Below are 16,276 nucleotides of genomic sequence, written 5' to 3' on the forward strand. Positions count from 1 at the left end.
ACCGATTATTTTAAGGCTGTTCCAATGCCGGATGAACAGAAGCCTAATTATTATAAAAAGCACAGACCTTGGCAAAAACCCGGGTAAAATCGGCCATGATCTGTTCGTTGTTTCCAGTATTTGAAGGAAAAGGATTTTCATGGGTATACACCCTGTCAAAATCTACCTCATCAACTTTTATGTCAATATCACGATACGCCCCTTGGAGGGTATTGATCACTTCAAAAGAGGGTACTACCGTATCTTTTTGAAGCGTTATCGCATATATATCCTTTTCATATTTTCGCAAGAGTCCTTCCCTTAAGGTCCTACCCTTTTGATAATTGAGCATGGAAAGCAGTACCTCACCCTCTATATGGTCTTCCTGGATATAATGATGCAGTAAATCGTCTTTTTGCAGGAACTTGTCAAAATGCTCTACCAAAAATGAATACAAGGCAACATTGGCTTCGCTATCAAGAATGAATTTTGATACCGGGGATAGGCGGTTAAATGTGAAACCGCTACAGAATAAACAAACCTTTGTATTGGAGAAATATCCCTTGTAATTGGTCAATTTGAGAATTTGGGAAAGAAAACCACCGATGGAATATGCGAAAATATCAAACTCAAAATCCTTAAGGATATACGGATGCCGTCCTGCTTTGCATTCTTCGATCAACTGGATCACATCATAGTACGTCTGTAATCCTGACCATATGAACCGCTGTGGCATGGCATGTACCCGCATACTAATGGCAACGTTGGATAACGTCGATTGCACAACGTTGGGGTATCTATTTTTCCTTTCCTCGCTCAACTTGAACATGGCCCGCTTACTGCTCCAATATTTAGGGGCCCGCTGCATATGAAACGCTATTGGGAATAAAACAACACTACTGCCCGTACCTTCACAAATGGCATTGGCCCAAGGCATATATTTTGACCAGTCCTTCTCATTGAAACCGTGGAAAAGGAAAGTCACTTTTTTGGTATTTTCACTTCCTAACGGTTGTACGACCTGATATTCGAAATTCCTATTTTCTTCAACACTGATATCCTTAATATGAACATTGTCCTTAATGGTTCCGACCTCGATATGAAAGGGGTAATTATGTTTTAAACGCACATCGTGTTTTACACAATGGTAATCCGAAGTTCCTGGAAGGATATGATAGGATGATGACGCAAATCGGTAGGTTTTTAATTCGGTTTTACTACTCATATTCCCTTTTTAAAAATGCTAAAAATCAATATCGCACCTTATGTTCAAATACGATATAAAGTTAAGGAATGTTTGTTGTTTTGGTCAAATGAACAACCGATTATTAACAATGTATTGGCAGTGGAATTTTCATTCTTTAAATCAATGCCGCAAGCACCTATAAACCTATCTAGATCAATGCCCCAACAAGTTTGGGAAAAGGCTATGCTTCCCTATCTTCCAACCCTCTTTTCGAGGCTACCATACTGATGATCAATAACTGTATGGCATGGAACAACATAAGTGGTAAAAGGATAATACCAATCGTAGGGATGTTACCAAATATGATTTTAGAGAATACGGTTCCGTGAACCAATGATTTTTTAGTTCCGCAAAACTGGGCAGTTATCTGATCTCCGATATTGAATTTCATTTTCTTGGCCAAGAATCCGGTCAGAAAGAACAGGGTAGCGAACAACACCAAAACGGAAATAAGGAGCAACAACAAATCGATCAAGGAAACCGAACTGAAGATGTCCCCATCGAACGACCGGGCGAAACTTTTATAAATGATCAACAAGATCACCGATTTATCGAACAGGGTCAATTGCTTCGTATATTTTTGTGCCAATTGCCCGAAAAAACGTTGTAAAACCACTCCGAAGATGACGGGTAAAATTATTTGCACAATGAGTTTTATGTAGATATCGGTAAAATCGAAATCCGTTTGGGCATTGTGCACGAACAGCCCCATCCATAAAGGGGTAAGGACAACCCCTATGATTCCGGAGATACTGGCATTGAAAATGGCCGCAGGTATATTGCCCTTTGCAATGGAGACCATGACCACCGATGACGATACGGTAGATGGTAATGCAGCCAAGAAAAAAAACGCCAACCAGATGATCTCTTGTTCCTCATTTTGAACAAGTGGCCGAAATACCAAGACCAATAAGGGAAATATCAGAAATGTAGATGCTTGTACAAGAAGGTGCAGCCTCCAATTTTTTACTCCGGCCTTCAGTTTCGCCGGACTCAATTTAAGTCCGTAAAAAAAGAATATCAATGAAATTCCAATAGCACTTATGGTGTCGATGGGAATCTTACTTTCCTGGGTTCCCCACTGTGGGAAAAGATAGGCCAAGCCAATTACCGCGATAACGGATAGTATGAATCCATCAATCTTTATTCTCATAAACCTTCCTGTATTGCTATAAACTGATTTTGTTTGACCGAAACGAAGTTAGGATAAGTAAATGGACTATAAAACATGACCTTTGATTATTAAAAAGAGTTTTTTACTTTCTTCTCGGTATTTATAATTTGGTTTACCGCTTGCCTATATTTAAAAGGGTTCGAAGCCTTTTTAATGGCTTTGTATGTTTTATGCGGATTTGATGTAGTTTGTGAAAAATACTCCCAAAATCCCAACATCTTCATTTTTATAGGTGTGGGCCCTGACAGGTACTCATCGTATTGTTGGTAAATGGTATCATGGAATTCCGCAAAAATGTCCCATCGGTCTTTAGGATATTCCGTGGTATCGTTTTTGATCATACTTGGTAAAAAAGGATCTGCGATCAAACCACGACCGATCATAAAATGATCAATGGTCGTAAAACGTTCCTTTACGGCCTTATAGGCGGCAACACTGGTAATATCCCCATTATAATATAGTTTGTGTTTGGTGCTGCCGATGCATTTTTCAAAAGCATCCAAATCTACCGGTCCTTTGTAAAGTTGCTTACCGATTCTCGCATGTATGGCAATGTTCTTTAGTGGATATTGATCTAAGATCGGAAAAGTATGCAGGATTTCCTCCGCATTTTCGTACCCCATCCTCATTTTCATGGAAACCACGATATCCGATTCATTATGGGCCTTATGCAAGATCTCGTTGATTCTTGTGGGATTGCAAATTAAGCCAGAGCCCATACCCGATTTGGTGACCATGGGATAAGGGCAGCCTAAGTTCCAGTTCAGTTCTTTATACCCCAGACTTTGTACGTAATTGACAACGAACATGAACTCATCGGGATCGTTGGTCATCACCTGTGGAATCACTTCCAAGGTGGTATTGTTTTCCGGTGACAGATCGTTCTGGTAGGACTGCTTTATCTTTAGCTTCCCGTTCAATCGAATGTAGGGTGCATAAAAGGTGTCAATACCACCAAAATAATGATGGAAGGCATTGCGAAACCTAAAATCGGTAAAACCCTGTAAAGGGGATGAAAGCAGTGTTAGGGACATCTTCTTGTTTAGATGTACAAAGATAAGGTAATTGATTGATGGTTTTGATATGGGAAATACGATCAAATCAACATCAAAAAACATCCTCTGTGGGCACCTATATTGACATTAAAAATCCTTTACCCATCCCAAGTAGGTATTCATTCCAATTTTCTTGAAGCGATCTTAAGAAGAAACTCCTTGGCATTATCATTGTCAGGATTCAACGATAAGGACTTTTCATAATTCAATTGGGCCTGTCCGTATTCTTCATTTATAAAGTGGGCCTCTCCCAAACTATCGTATAAATTGGCGTCATTCGGCATAATGGTGGTACCATATTCGAAAACCTTGATCGCCGCTTTGGTATTCTTCCTATCTTTTAACCATTCGTAGCCGATCATGTTTATGATGGAGTTGAAACCCATTTCCATAAGTTCTTCTTCAGTCACTACTTCGGAAGAAGCCACCAACTCTTCTAAGAACTTTACCGGGTTTTCCACATCATTGTACTTTTCATAATGTTGGCGACCCAAAGATTCTTCAGGAAACAGATCCGGTATCATTACATTGTGGTCCCCTTTACCCAATTCCTGCAGCAAATCGAGTTCAATGAACTGTGAATAATCATGAAATAGATGAATTCTCACCTTTAAGGTGTTCAGATCATAAATGGTTGAATACTGAGTACCGAACAATTTATCGCTCGAAAGGCTTTTCATTACATCACTGCAATAGGCCATAGATGCATTTCCTTGGGTAGATTTAAGAAATTTCATGCCTTCCTGAAAATTTTCCAATTCAACTTCCTCTTCGGTTTCTATCTGTGAATAATAGAAATTTGAAAAGGCCTTTTCCTCTTCTTCCCCGATGATCAATTCATCCCCTTCCACAATTAAATAGGTTCCAGATTTATCAACGAATACGATTTGGCTAGCTGTTAAGGAACTTAGATTTACAGTCAATATATAAGCTTTCACCTCTTCCACATTATCCATCGTTTGCATGATCGTTCTTATCGCTTGCCCTATAGGCACCTCAGTTTTTCCAGCTGTATTCTCAATAGGTAGCTCCGGATTCGCAAATCCGTCAAAGACCAAACCGGCCTCATTGATCGCTCCTTGGGCAAAATTATCCAGTTGGCCCATATACATGACCCCAAATTGGCCGTCCTTACCTGTTTCGAACCAAAACTTACTGTTCGGACTTAACCAGTCTTCATTATTCCCAACAATGGTTTTTCCGTCTTTGGTTATTTTATACATGCTACACGCATTTCCAATGAACGGATTTAAAATGAAAATGAAAGTCAATAAGAGTATCAGTTTATTTTTCATGTAGTATTGTATTTTTTTATTCTACCTTTTTCTTAATACCTAATAAAGACATGGCAATCGTTAAATTGTTACAGTTGGATAAAATAGAAACCAATACATATTCTTAAAATACAAAGGATTAGGTTTTGATTTAAACAAATCCCATAAAAAACATTGGTTTATATAAGGTTTTGATGTGTGTATTTCAGCCCTGTAAGTATATTGCATCCATGCCGATTCCTATATCAAACTCATGTGGTTTCCATGTAGTATTGGACCAAGTTTTTATTTCTTTCCCATTATTTAAATAGATGTATTGATGAATTGGAGGGAAATCAATATCAATTTGCCATTCCACTTCTTTGGCCTTTACAATTTTTAAATAGTTGCTCGAACAAAGAATTAAACTTGGTCCTTTAACTTTGAGAAGACAGTTGTCATCGAATTCGATAGTAAGCAATTTATTTTCAATATCATATTCTACTACATTTACGATATGCCTTACATCCAGTTTTCTACCTTCCCAATCACCCCAAATTGACACCTTAAGTCCATTATTGAAATCTACCTTATTCTCAAGAAAAAGCTGTTTCAATTCTTCTGGCGCTAATTTTTGCACACCACTTGATGCTGTTGGTTCCAATACATCCATATCATATGAAGCATTATCGCCGGAAACTACGGCTATAACCCCTCTTCTTCTCATCATAATATAAATGGATCTACTTAAGTACAAACCAAGAATACAAACTGCTAACGCCAGAATCACATTATATGGAGACTTAAAACTTGAATATAATACAACACCGATAACCCCAAACCCAATGAATGCAAGCAGGGCCTGAAAAAATGCAATAATAGCTCTAAATGCTTTCATTCTATTTAGATTGAAATAATCTTACTGAACATGGTAAACTTTTGGAACATCTAATTTAGCGAATACCTATAAAGAAAGATAATAGTAAGGATAAAATGGTCGTAAGAACTATTCTATTTTTAAATCTCATTAAATTTTAGTCACTTATCATTTATTTTTCATTCACCTACCCAATTACTAACCGGCATACTTTCCAAATCATAGGTTATATCCTTGATCTTCACTTTTAGCCAGGTCCATTTGCCACTATTCAATTTCCATGCAGCTTCACACTCCACCGGAATATCGATCCCGTTGCGTTTTTCAATTTTTGTGGCGATTACCGTCTATTCCGTAGGCTCAGAAGCCTTTGCATCCTGATAACGCATGGCAACGAATTTTTTGAAATTTCCTTCCGAATCAAAATAGAATTCACCAGAACCTATGGTTCCCTTATAGTCCATCGTAGCTTTGGCAGAAACCTCACTTAATGTTTCCCATTGTATATATGGACTCATAGCTGCGGAAGGAAACCAAATGATCTCGGCCAAAAACCGCTGTAATGTAGCTTGGTTTACCTTCGCGTCGTTCGCGGCATTAGCAACCGGAAGCAACGAAAGCAGTTTAATCATCATTACACCCTTACCGTTTTCAAACTTGTCCCGACCTACAACACTTAGAAACGGATTCATTTTCGTATTGATATCCCAATGGAATGCCGGTGGATCTACCGTGAAATATTGTTCGGCCGTACCCTTATACCAATCTTCTTGTCCAGGTTTCATTTTCAATTGTAATTCTTGTGTCAAATGCACATGGGATATGGGATCTTTTCCGATAATCCCACTACTCGTTAACCATTTTTGTATTATCGGTGGCAAATCGGTAATCGACTTTTGGGTAAGGATCTGTTCTTCTACGGATCGGGAGTTTTGTAAGATAATTGTTCTTTCTTCCTGTATTTTGCTGGTAAATCGGTAACCGGAATACCCAATGAGCACTGCCAGGAGGATAATTATATTGGCCAGTGTTCCAAATTTGGCGTCTGTCCAATAATTGATGATCAATGATTGTGAAAGCAGTACGGCCAACAGACCACTTAACCACCAAAACCGGTTATTCAAAAGCAATAAAACAAGGGTGGCCGAAAAAAGTATAAAGGCGAGCAACCATAAACTCCCGAAATACTTTGAAATAGGTTGTGCGATCGAATTGAATTCGGATAAGCCGTAAGCTTTCAAAAATCCGAATAGATGGACAATCCCGTGTAGTCCGACTAATATGACCAAAGCACTTCTCATTTATTTCCTATGGTTTTGGGGCATTTAGAGGTAGACCAACCCCACTCCGGTAATACCCGGTTATCTTCATTTTTTTCATGTTACTTTCCCTTTCCCGATCACTACTAAAATGCACAAACGAACCCTAAATTAAAGCAAACCAAGCTATTAGAAAAGTGTGGACATCAACAATTATCATCCCAATACTTTTTTTTCAAAAGAAAGAGGATTTTTTTCATTTTCATATCTGAACGAAAAGCCTTCGTTTCTTCGATCATTGCTGGGTTATGGCAAAAAGATGGATGATCATTTGTTGGTCTCTGTTTAGGCCATTACCGTACATCCACATTATTTACCTTTTAACCGTTTCGGCACTTTTTAATTTCCTAGTAAATCACTAGGTTTTATCCATACATCTGCATTTCACTGCTATTTTGCCCCCTTTTACCGAAAAAATATTATCAAAGCCCGTTTACCGTCCAATCTTTGAACCACAACAAACAAACAAACAAAATGTAGTATGAAAACAGTTTTACTTTTTAAAGAGATTTATGCGGACCAATTCAGAAGTATCAAAAATTACGTACTAAGAAATTATTTCAAGATTTTCACATGGTTTACCATAGCCATGTTCGCCATAGTTTTGTACGTATTTTTATTCAGGTTATTCACCGATTTCCCGTTTTCCAATTTCTAAGGATGCATAGAAAAAAACGGGATGGAAGAATAATGCTTATTACAGGCGCTTTATTTCTTGGCGCCATACTACTTTTGCTGATTATTATGACTTTTGGGATATAACGAGGGGACATTTACACTTTTACCGGTCAAATGCCTTGGGCAAATTCGTTTATTCAGGTACCAAGTAATCTAAGGGGTTCTTTTTACATCATCCTAGCACAAGTAATATGAAGGTTTCTGCCGGATCTTAAGATTTGGGCAATGGGGTTTTATGCAGTCGGGTTATCCTTGAACATCGGATAACCCGATTGCTTTATTTTGCCAAGATATGTTTTTTAAGGACAAAGCAAACGAACTCCCCTTCAAAGACCTGTTCTTTATTTTGGTTTTCGACCCCTACGGAAACGGTTACTTTCTTTCCGTTGGAATTATCGGTAATCGTGGCCACAGCCGTGACCTCATCATGAAGTACTACCGGTTTCAAGAACTTTGAAGTGGCCTTTCCCAAAACTACGGTCGGCTCGTTTACGGCCAACATAGCGGCATAATCGGCCAGACCAAAAACAAAACTACCGTGGGAAAGATGGTAGCTATCAACGATCATTTCTTCGGTAATGGTCAGTTTAACCGTAGCGGTACCCGTCCCAATCGATACCACGGAACCGATCAATTTTTCCGATGCCAGTTCGTGTGTTTTCTGTGCAGTACTATCCATATTCTTTGATGCTTATTTTATATGTTTATTGCAATTGGTTGTACAATTAATGCAGCTACTTTTTCGCACCCCAAAGATACGCCCAAGCTTTTGATCTGGGTACTTTCTAACCGTGTTTTGTTCCTTGGTTTTTAACTATTGGCTATTGGCTTCTGGCTTCTGGCTTTTGGCTTTTGGCTTTTGGTAAGGAAGACCGTTATTTTTTCTTTGGCTATGTTCAGCATCTCTTGGGAAAAATCCAATCCAATGATCCGCTGGGCCTTTTTCAACAACCATACTGTGTTTTTCCCTGTACCACACCCTAATTCCAATACATTAGCGATTCAAAAGTCATGGTTCGGTTGTAACTAACACTTTCACACCTATTCCCTACCCTATTCCCACACTTACAATAAATCGTACGCTAAAAGTATAGTTGCTACGAAGTCACAGACTTCGCAGAGCGGGAGCCGCTAATGGTTTATTCCATCTTACCCATGGTTTTTGCTCAGAGGGCTTTCGGTTTAATTGCCGACAGGCATCCTTTCCAAATATTCGGTCAGCGCTTGTAAATAGCGTTTATTGAATGCTCTCCCGGAAAAAGGATTTTGACTGGTTACCAAATTCCTGTCTTTTATGGCAAAGTTCGACTTTGGTAATCCACGTCTATATTTTAACCCCATTTTCCTTAGTCCTTTCGCTATTTTCCTGTTTTCCGGTTTTCCCTTCATAATAAATCGCTCAATAACGAATTCCTCAATTGGTGATACCGAGTTGACCTTGAATCCGATATACGGGTTCTCTGCCTTTGGAATGGTTAAAATAAGACTTGGTGCATGGCAAATAAGTCCTGTAGGTTTGTGCGCTTTGGCAAAGTATTTCAACAAAACAGGAATATGTTTGTCCTTGGCCAGATCTACCATTAGACCTTGACCTCCCGGAATAACCAGTCCCAAGTACTCCGTTTTCGTCTTAATGGCTTCTTCAAGGGTTATGGGACTGTTGAAAGAACTATCCGATTGAGTGAATGTTAAAGCCTTATTTTTAATCTCCAGGTTGTTTTTCCAGTAGGTATCGTTTGTACTTTCCTCATCTATCGTGGCAACCATCCCATTTGGTGTAGCAAAATCCACCGTATACCCAGCTTCGGTCACCGATTTATAGGCAAGGTAAAACTCGTTTAGGAAAACGCCCGTTTGTCGCAGTTTTTGCCCATTGTTCAAAGGTATGGTGTCTTCTGCACTCATTACGAACAGTATTTTGTTGCTTTGTGCCGAAAGGGAAAGATTTGCAAGCATGATTACGGTAATTATAAATTTCAATTTGTCCATTTTATATTCTATTTGGCAGCAATGAGCTCAATTTCTATTAAACAATCTTTTGCTGTAGCCAATACGGAAACGGGGACAATAGTGCTTGCAGGAAAATTTTCCGTTTCCCATTCTTTGGAAGCCACTTCAATTAAAATGTTCTTTTTTTCCAATGTAAAATCCGCTATATAGACGGTTTGTTTTACTACATCATTTATAGTAATACCTGCCGCTTCCATGGCTGTTTTAACATTGGAAACCGTTTTACGAACCTGCTCCCCAAAATCCTGGGATACCAATTGGCCCTTATCATCGGAAGCCCATTGACCCGAAAAAAAGTAAAGGTCCTTACCTTTTGGGATTTTGACTATATGGGAAAACCCATTTTTTATGGGATTGAACAAACCTGTCGGATTTATGAACGTATTTTCTTTATTCTGCATTTCCTTGTTTTTTAGTGTTAGAACTACTCAACAAAGTAAACGCACCTTATGCACGTACACATTTACATATGTAAAGGAAATTAGCTCTTACTGTTTTGGCGCCTTATTCGGCTTAATTGGGTTGGGGTGATGCCCAAATATGAAGCTATATGGTATTGACTGATCAAGTTTTCCAGATTCGGGTGTTCTTTCTTGAAGATTTCGTAGCGCTCCGTTGCTTCGAGCGTTACAAGTTCTATTTCACGTTTCTCCTTTATCGAAAATTTGTATTCTGCCATAACCCGGGCAAGACTTTCAAATTTTGGATACGCTTTATATAGTGAAGTAAGTTGTCTAAAATCTGCAACCAACAGCGTACAGTCCGTTAGACATTGAATATTGATTAAATTTTTCTGTTTTGTGGTGATAGAGGAATACGCCGCTACAAAGTTTGATGGGGTAAAGAAAGTCTTATTATATTCATTGCCCGTTTTATTACGGAAAAAAGCCCGTAACACGCCGCTTGAAACAAAAGCCAATTTTGATGAAAACTCCCCTTCTTGGGCAAAATAGTCCTTCTTTTTGAGTTGAATTTCAGAAAACAATGACAAAAGAACTTGCATCTCACTTTCTGTAAAAGGGACCAATGATTCTAAAAATAGTTTAAATTCCTTCATTTGTTGTACAAGGACTTAAATGTAGCGTTTTATGACTGATTTGTTTTACGTGTTATTGGTAAACGATCATTTCCTTATCCTTGCCTTCAATATTCGTTTTAAATCATTTATAGATTTTTCCTTTTCGCTATGGAACCCGAACCTCACTAATCCAATCCCGAATGCCATCATAATCAAAGGAGCGATTATTACTATTGGATTAGCTTCTTGGACTGAAACGCCCACAATTGTAGCGAGAAACCCCAGAAAAACAAATCCAAACCAAAAGATCATGAAAACAATCACAAATGCGCTAATTTTTAAATCCGCGATTAATTTAGTTCCATTTAGGTCCGATTGAATGCTTCCTTTAATTTGAGGAAGAAATGAATTCCTCCCTTTTATTATCCGCTGTATTTCAAACCTGTCCTTTTCGAACTTCCCTTCAAAAAGTTTGGTTTCTTTTGGTTTATCGAATGAAAAAGCAATACCTCTTTTAGGTCTAATGTTTTTGTTCAATATTGTTCTGACTTCCTGTTTGGAAAGTTCCGTTATCAATTCAATTTTTTCTGATGGAATAATTTTCATTCAATGTTTGCCTATCGGGTAATTCATGCTTGGTTACGCTTGTTTCTTAATCTATAATTTAAACTTAAATAGAATTGTAATCAGTGTACCCCCAGCTTTGGATTATAGTTCAAAGCGTGATCACTTCCATTTCCAAGTGCGGTCATAGTTTTCAACCTCGAAAATATTGATTCCCGATACTTTGGATTTTAGCAATTCAGTGGCCAGATCATGCCTAATAAGAATGATACTTTCTAAAAATCGATTTTCGTTTTCTTTATTCGGAAACTGTCCCAAAAAAAATAACGATGGATTATCCGGTATTTTACTTTCATCAATTTTCAGGGGTGAGATTTTAGAAATGTTATAAAGCTTACTCCAATCATCATACGCTTTATCATAGATGGAGTTTTCGTAATCTAAACAATCTACCCCGATCAGTGGATTGAACAAATAATAATCTTCATCATAATCGTCACCATTGACTTTTACCCGTGCATCAAAGTATTCCCCACTTACTTTATATTTTTCAAAGATGGTTTTAACGCTTTGGGAAATAAACAGCTTGCCCCCTACCGTCAAAACCGGGGTTTCTTTAATGTTTAAATCCTGTTTATTTTTTTGCCCATGGATATAGAGTATATCATCAAAATGGTAATCCGTTTTTTTACCTTTAAGAATCAGGGCATCAAAAACAGATTGACGAGTTTTATCATCTGCGAATTCGTATAAGGCTGGGGAATCGGCCAAAATCTTATAATTCATATAAAAAGGTCTGGTTTATAGGCGGATTGCCTTGTTTGCTTTATGTATTATCGGTAACAGTTTAAATTTACTCATTCTCAAAAGCCTCCCAAAGCTTCGGGACAAAATATTTAGCAGTACAGACAAATTATAGGCTACCGCTTTTTATTGTTTCTTATGCTACAAAATGGCCACTAGTCACATACTGGCAGTAGCAGAGGACCTTCTAGAATCACATATCTAATCATATTTTATACTCGCATATGCTACCCAATGTTTTTGAGTTGCGATAGCCGTAGTTCCCATACCTAGATCTTCTACTAATGGCGAAAAAGTTGTTTTTGGATTATTGTCATGGATGAAGGGGGCATTTTTTGGCTTTGTAGCCCAGTTCTTTGTTGTGCAACCTATTTTTTATTCAAAATATTCTATTTGCCTTTCGTAAACCATATTCAATTCTCCATCGGCACTTCTTATTTTTGTGATCCAATTGCCATAATGGTCATACACATATTCAAATGAGGTTTGGCGACTAACTTTACCGTGATTATCGAACAAACTTTCAATGATCAAATTATTCCAAGTATCATATTCGCAAACTTTTTTTACAGAATCGCCGTCAGGGTAGTATTTGATAACCGTATTCTCATTTCCATTCTTATCATACAAGTACATTCTCCTATCTTTTAAACTACCATCCGGTTTATATCTTAATTCCTCTATTTTTTTATTATCGGAATTGTATTTGTATACATATCTCCAACCCTTTTCGCTTTCAGGACTTTTTAGTTGTATCTCAATAATATTTCCATTTTCATCGTTTTTATTGGATTGTATTTCGGTCAGATTGTTTTCCGCATCGTAGGTTTTAACCTCGATCAGATTTTCGTTGGAATCACACTCGTATATCCAATAGCTTATTATTTCGCCCGATGCGTTTTTCTCAATACCTTTTTGCGCATCTCCTTTTTCATTCCTTTCGTAGGTTGTTTTTTCGTAAATAGAACCATCGGTTTTGTACTGAACATATTCTATTGGTTCTTCATTTTTATCATAAATAATGTACGCTGTAAGTTTAGATCCGAAAAGATCATCTCTATTTTTCAGTGTTCCATTCTCAACACTATATATGACTTCTTTGACCATTTTTATTTTTGGTTTAAGACTGTCTTTGGTCGATTGGGCTGCAAGGTTAGTTCCTGAAAAAGAAATCAGAATTCCGAGTAATACTATGTATTTCATAGGTTTATCCATATGTTGCACAACGCTTTGGTTGCTACGAAGTCACCGACTTCGCAGAGCGAGTTATTTTTTTATTTCATTTTTTAAGTTCAATAATTTCAAATCTTTGTGGTAGTTCTCAATTCTTGAGTGTGCATTTCCGTCAATTAATAAAATTACAATTAACATTGAAATGCTTGTAATACTAATTGCTCTCCAGGTAGGTGTATTAATACATAGAATTAATAATGCAGCTATGATAATTAATATTGGAACTAATTTAAATACAACTGTAAATTGCTTTATAATGCTTTCAGAGCGTTCAACTTCGGACTTATAAAAGGCAGTTTCATCGGTATTAAAATCCTTTTCAAATTGTTTAACTCTTTGAATATTGGCATAGTTGGTACCGATGCCAATTATCAATAGTAATAAACCTACTACTAAGGTTGGAATGATATAAGCTTTTGCCAAATCTGTTTTTCCTAATTGCCAAAATCCAACACTTGCGATTAAAAAACCAATCGCAAAGAAAATAAAGAAACGTGTTGAGAATACTTCGGCTTTTGCCCATACGATTGCTAGTTTTAATACGTCTATAGTTTCATTAAACTCCATTTTACGTCAAGTTTTTTTAATACTTCAATTAATTTTTTCCAGTTTGTTGCCAACGCTTTGGGAAATAAACAGCTTGCCCCCTACCGTCAAAACCGGGGTTTCTTTAATATTTAAATCATGTTTATTTTTTTGCCCCTGGATATAGAGTATATCATCAAAATGATAATTTGTCGTTTTACCCTTAAGAATCAGGGCATCAAAAACTGATTTACGCGTTTTCTCGTCTGCGAATTCGTATAAGGCTGGGGAATCGGCCAAAATCTTATAATTCATATAAAAAGGACTGGTTTATAAGCGGATTGCCTTGTTTGCTTTATGTATTATCGGTAACAGTTTAAATTTACTCATTCTTAAAAGCCTCCCAAAGCTTCGGGACAAAATATTTAGCAGTATAGACAAATTATTGGCTACCGCTTTTTATTGTTTCTTATGCTATATCTTAAACTTAAAAAAATGGCCACTGGTCACAGACTGGCAGTAGCAGAGGACCATCAAGAATCAAATATCTATTCATATTTTATACTCGCATATGCTACCCAATGTTTTTGAGTTGCAATGGCCGTAGTTCCCATACCTAGATCTTCTACGTTTATAAGATCATGATCTATACTTGTTTCGTAATCTAAAAAAGTTCCTGTTAACGGTTTATTATGTAATGCCAGATTTAATTTATTTGCTAAACCCAATCCAAAAGGCACGGAATAACGACCACACCAAACCCATTTATATTCTTTATAATCATTGGTTTGCACTGTATATTCCGTAAAGGTTTTTACTTTTTCATTACTGATTTCGTTTACCAAACACTTCCCAATAATCTCCTTATCCAAAGCTCTTGCTTTTTTAGTGCCTTCATCATCAACCCCAAAAGGTGCTAAATCCCCACTCCACTCTTCATTACCATAATGCACCGCATCGTTGGAAATTACAACTGCGACATCTTTTCCGTATTCAAGATTCTTTTCTTTTAACATTTTTGATATAACACTAGAGAGATTATCACTCACACGATCGATCGTTTCATAATTTAGATAAGGCACAAGGATCGGGATAATTTCCAGGTTTTTGTTTTTTCGATGTAAAAAAGGCACAATGGCTTCTAAAGAATGTTCCAACGCTTGCATATCGTTATGAACCAGGTATGAAGATTTTGGAAGTCGATCGATAATTTCAGCGTTTAGATCGGAAACTTTTAAATCACCATAGGGCGATTCCCAATGGGTAAAATCCCCGAAAATGATTTTGTCCTGAAGACTGAAGTTTCTAGCGCGATGCGCTACACCCACTAAAATAATCGTGTTGGCATTAATTCCCCTTAGCGATTCGTAATACAAACGGCCAGCGTATTTGTAATCGTCATGTGGACATATAGCTGCTTTCCATTGCAAATTATTTATAGAATCCCTTATACCTAAACGGTTATAAATAGTATCTAACTGCCAATTATACTTTGTAAAACCAATCGTATCATGCACCTGCCTAACCTTTTTTTCTAGGGTTTGGTCCTGTACGTTGTTTTTTACCCACGTTTCGTTTTTACAACCGAGACAACATAAACAGATGATAAGAAGTAGTCGCATATACTATTTTATTTAAAACAATGTACTCTAAAAAATAGGCTTTGATAGCAATTAAGACCTATTTGTCAACAGCGGGCGAATTAGTGCTACGAAGTCACAGACTTCGCAGAGCGGGGGGCCATTGTATAAAGTTAGTGATTCCCATTAGGAAATCCACTCGCAATAGATTTATAGGGAATGTTGTCGTACGTATTTTTTATTGAGAATACGTCTTATACATACCAATTAGACCAAAAAAGGTGAATAATATACCAAAAACCAATATAATGTATGGATTAATAATAGTTTGCTTAAAAGAAACTACTAATAAGTATAATCCGATTAAGGTGAAGACCCCAAAAATTATATAAAGTTGTAATGGTTTTTCAAATTTCAATTTAAAGTTTAATTTTTCGATTAATTTCATTGAAAGGTCTAAATAAGAAGCTTTTTGGAGGCATTCCAATCGTACTTTCTCTTATTATTCTTTTATTTCTATAAATAGAATAATTCTGAATATTTAAAACTATCGAATCTCCAGTTTTGACCTGGCTCACTGCCCCAAATACCAATGAAGCTTTGCTAGCTTTAATTACTCCTAGGTATCTATCCTGTTCCTGGCGAATATCATAATCACTAATATTACTTTCACTTATATTTATATCTATCACACCGTAATCATGTCCATAAACATTTAATGGTTTGATATCGGTTATTATACCATTCATTTTTAGATTAACCTCTTTATAATAATCTGCATCTTTTCCATTGTTTCTACTCATATAAATTACAGAAATAAAAAATATCAGAAGAATACTTCCGTACATTATTACTATTTTTTTTATGATAGGTCTTTTTTTCTTTTCCATATATACCACAACTCGTTTATATAAATTTAAAACCATCATTCACACCCCTCAAAAAGCGCATTCCAATGGCC

Annotated in this window: 18 protein-coding genes and 1 pseudogene; 1 reads left to right on the forward strand and 18 read right to left on the reverse strand. The window is 36.9% G+C overall.

From position 1 onward, the window contains the following. Positions 1–43: 43 nt before the first annotated feature. The 6 genes and pseudogenes from R3X28_RS16155 to R3X28_RS16180 form a co-directional block, all read right to left on the reverse strand. Positions 44–1,204, reverse strand: coding sequence for a DUF6051 family protein (locus R3X28_RS16155; RefSeq protein ID WP_317665704.1), 1,161 nt, complete (start codon positions 1,202–1,204; stop codon positions 44–46). 202 nt (positions 1,205–1,406) lie between these two features. Then, positions 1,407–2,378: a bile acid:sodium symporter family protein gene (locus tag R3X28_RS16160; protein WP_317665706.1), complete on the reverse strand. Its 972-nt coding sequence runs from the start codon at positions 2,376–2,378 to the stop codon at positions 1,407–1,409. Between the two features lie 89 nt (positions 2,379–2,467). Then, on the reverse strand, positions 2,468–3,433 hold the full coding sequence (locus R3X28_RS16165) for a tRNA-dihydrouridine synthase family protein (protein ID WP_317665707.1): 966 nt from the start codon (positions 3,431–3,433) through the stop codon (positions 2,468–2,470). A 140-nt stretch (positions 3,434–3,573) separates the two neighbouring features. Continuing rightward, on the reverse strand, positions 3,574–4,749 hold the full coding sequence (locus R3X28_RS16170; protein WP_317665709.1) for a hypothetical protein: 1,176 nt from the start codon (positions 4,747–4,749) through the stop codon (positions 3,574–3,576). A 184-nt stretch (positions 4,750–4,933) separates the two neighbouring features. Beyond that, on the reverse strand, positions 4,934–5,605 hold the full coding sequence (locus R3X28_RS16175) for a hypothetical protein (protein ID WP_317665711.1): 672 nt from the start codon (positions 5,603–5,605) through the stop codon (positions 4,934–4,936). Between the two features lie 158 nt (positions 5,606–5,763). Further along, positions 5,764–6,885: pseudogene (locus tag R3X28_RS16180) on the reverse strand (DUF6920 family protein). Between the two features lie 499 nt (positions 6,886–7,384). Between R3X28_RS16180 and R3X28_RS16185 the strand changes: the two are divergent. Continuing rightward, a complete protein-coding gene (locus R3X28_RS16185; RefSeq protein WP_317665715.1) occupies positions 7,385–7,561 on the forward strand; it encodes a DUF6747 family protein in 177 nt (58 codons plus the stop codon). 297 nt (positions 7,562–7,858) lie between these two features. Here the strand turns inward: R3X28_RS16185 and R3X28_RS16190 are convergent, their stop codons facing one another. The 12 genes from R3X28_RS16190 to R3X28_RS16245 all read right to left on the reverse strand — a co-directional run bounded on the left by R3X28_RS16190 (position 7,859) and on the right by R3X28_RS16245 (position 16,205). Next, positions 7,859–8,260: a hypothetical protein gene (locus R3X28_RS16190; RefSeq protein ID WP_317665717.1), complete on the reverse strand. Its 402-nt coding sequence runs from the start codon at positions 8,258–8,260 to the stop codon at positions 7,859–7,861. A 131-nt stretch (positions 8,261–8,391) separates the two neighbouring features. Continuing rightward, positions 8,392–8,571 (reverse strand): class I SAM-dependent methyltransferase, encoded by a 180-nt coding sequence (locus R3X28_RS16195; RefSeq protein ID WP_317665719.1) that lies wholly within the window; start codon positions 8,569–8,571, stop codon positions 8,392–8,394. Between the two features lie 192 nt (positions 8,572–8,763). Further along, complete coding sequence (locus R3X28_RS16200) at positions 8,764–9,570, reverse strand: DJ-1/PfpI family protein (protein ID WP_317665720.1); 807 nt, start codon at positions 9,568–9,570, stop codon at positions 8,764–8,766. Between the two features lie 8 nt (positions 9,571–9,578). Next, positions 9,579–9,992, reverse strand: a complete 414-nt coding sequence (locus R3X28_RS16205) for a RidA family protein (RefSeq protein WP_282055997.1) — start codon at positions 9,990–9,992, stop codon at positions 9,579–9,581. A gap of 80 nt (positions 9,993–10,072) precedes the next feature. After that, entirely contained in the window at positions 10,073–10,648 is a 576-nt protein-coding gene (locus tag R3X28_RS16210; RefSeq protein WP_154366812.1) for a Crp/Fnr family transcriptional regulator, read from the reverse strand. A gap of 66 nt (positions 10,649–10,714) precedes the next feature. Continuing rightward, on the reverse strand, positions 10,715–11,146 hold the full coding sequence (locus R3X28_RS16215; protein ID WP_317665722.1) for a hypothetical protein: 432 nt from the start codon (positions 11,144–11,146) through the stop codon (positions 10,715–10,717). 189 nt (positions 11,147–11,335) lie between these two features. Next, positions 11,336–11,959: an imm11 family protein gene (locus R3X28_RS16220; RefSeq protein WP_317665724.1), complete on the reverse strand. Its 624-nt coding sequence runs from the start codon at positions 11,957–11,959 to the stop codon at positions 11,336–11,338. 393 nt (positions 11,960–12,352) lie between these two features. Further along, on the reverse strand, positions 12,353–13,180 hold the full coding sequence (locus R3X28_RS16225) for a hypothetical protein (RefSeq protein WP_317665725.1): 828 nt from the start codon (positions 13,178–13,180) through the stop codon (positions 12,353–12,355). 63 nt (positions 13,181–13,243) lie between these two features. Beyond that, positions 13,244–13,777: a hypothetical protein gene (locus R3X28_RS16230; RefSeq protein WP_317665726.1), complete on the reverse strand. Its 534-nt coding sequence runs from the start codon at positions 13,775–13,777 to the stop codon at positions 13,244–13,246. A gap of 24 nt (positions 13,778–13,801) precedes the next feature. After that, the gene (locus tag R3X28_RS16235) at positions 13,802–14,050 is read right to left on the reverse strand and encodes a hypothetical protein (RefSeq protein WP_317665727.1); all 249 of its coding nucleotides are present in this window, start codon (positions 14,048–14,050) and stop codon (positions 13,802–13,804) included. Positions 14,051–14,283: 233 nt separating this feature from the next. Continuing rightward, a complete protein-coding gene (gene amrB / locus R3X28_RS16240) occupies positions 14,284–15,357 on the reverse strand; it encodes an AmmeMemoRadiSam system protein B (protein WP_317665729.1) in 1,074 nt (357 codons plus the stop codon). Between the two features lie 377 nt (positions 15,358–15,734). Continuing rightward, complete coding sequence (locus R3X28_RS16245) at positions 15,735–16,205, reverse strand: hypothetical protein (protein WP_317665730.1); 471 nt, start codon at positions 16,203–16,205, stop codon at positions 15,735–15,737. Positions 16,206–16,276: the final 71 nt, after the last annotated feature.

It is taken from the genome of Maribacter sp. TH_r10 (genome assembly GCF_033101095.1).
GTDB lineage: Bacteria > Bacteroidota > Bacteroidia > Flavobacteriales > Flavobacteriaceae > Maribacter_A > Maribacter_A luteus.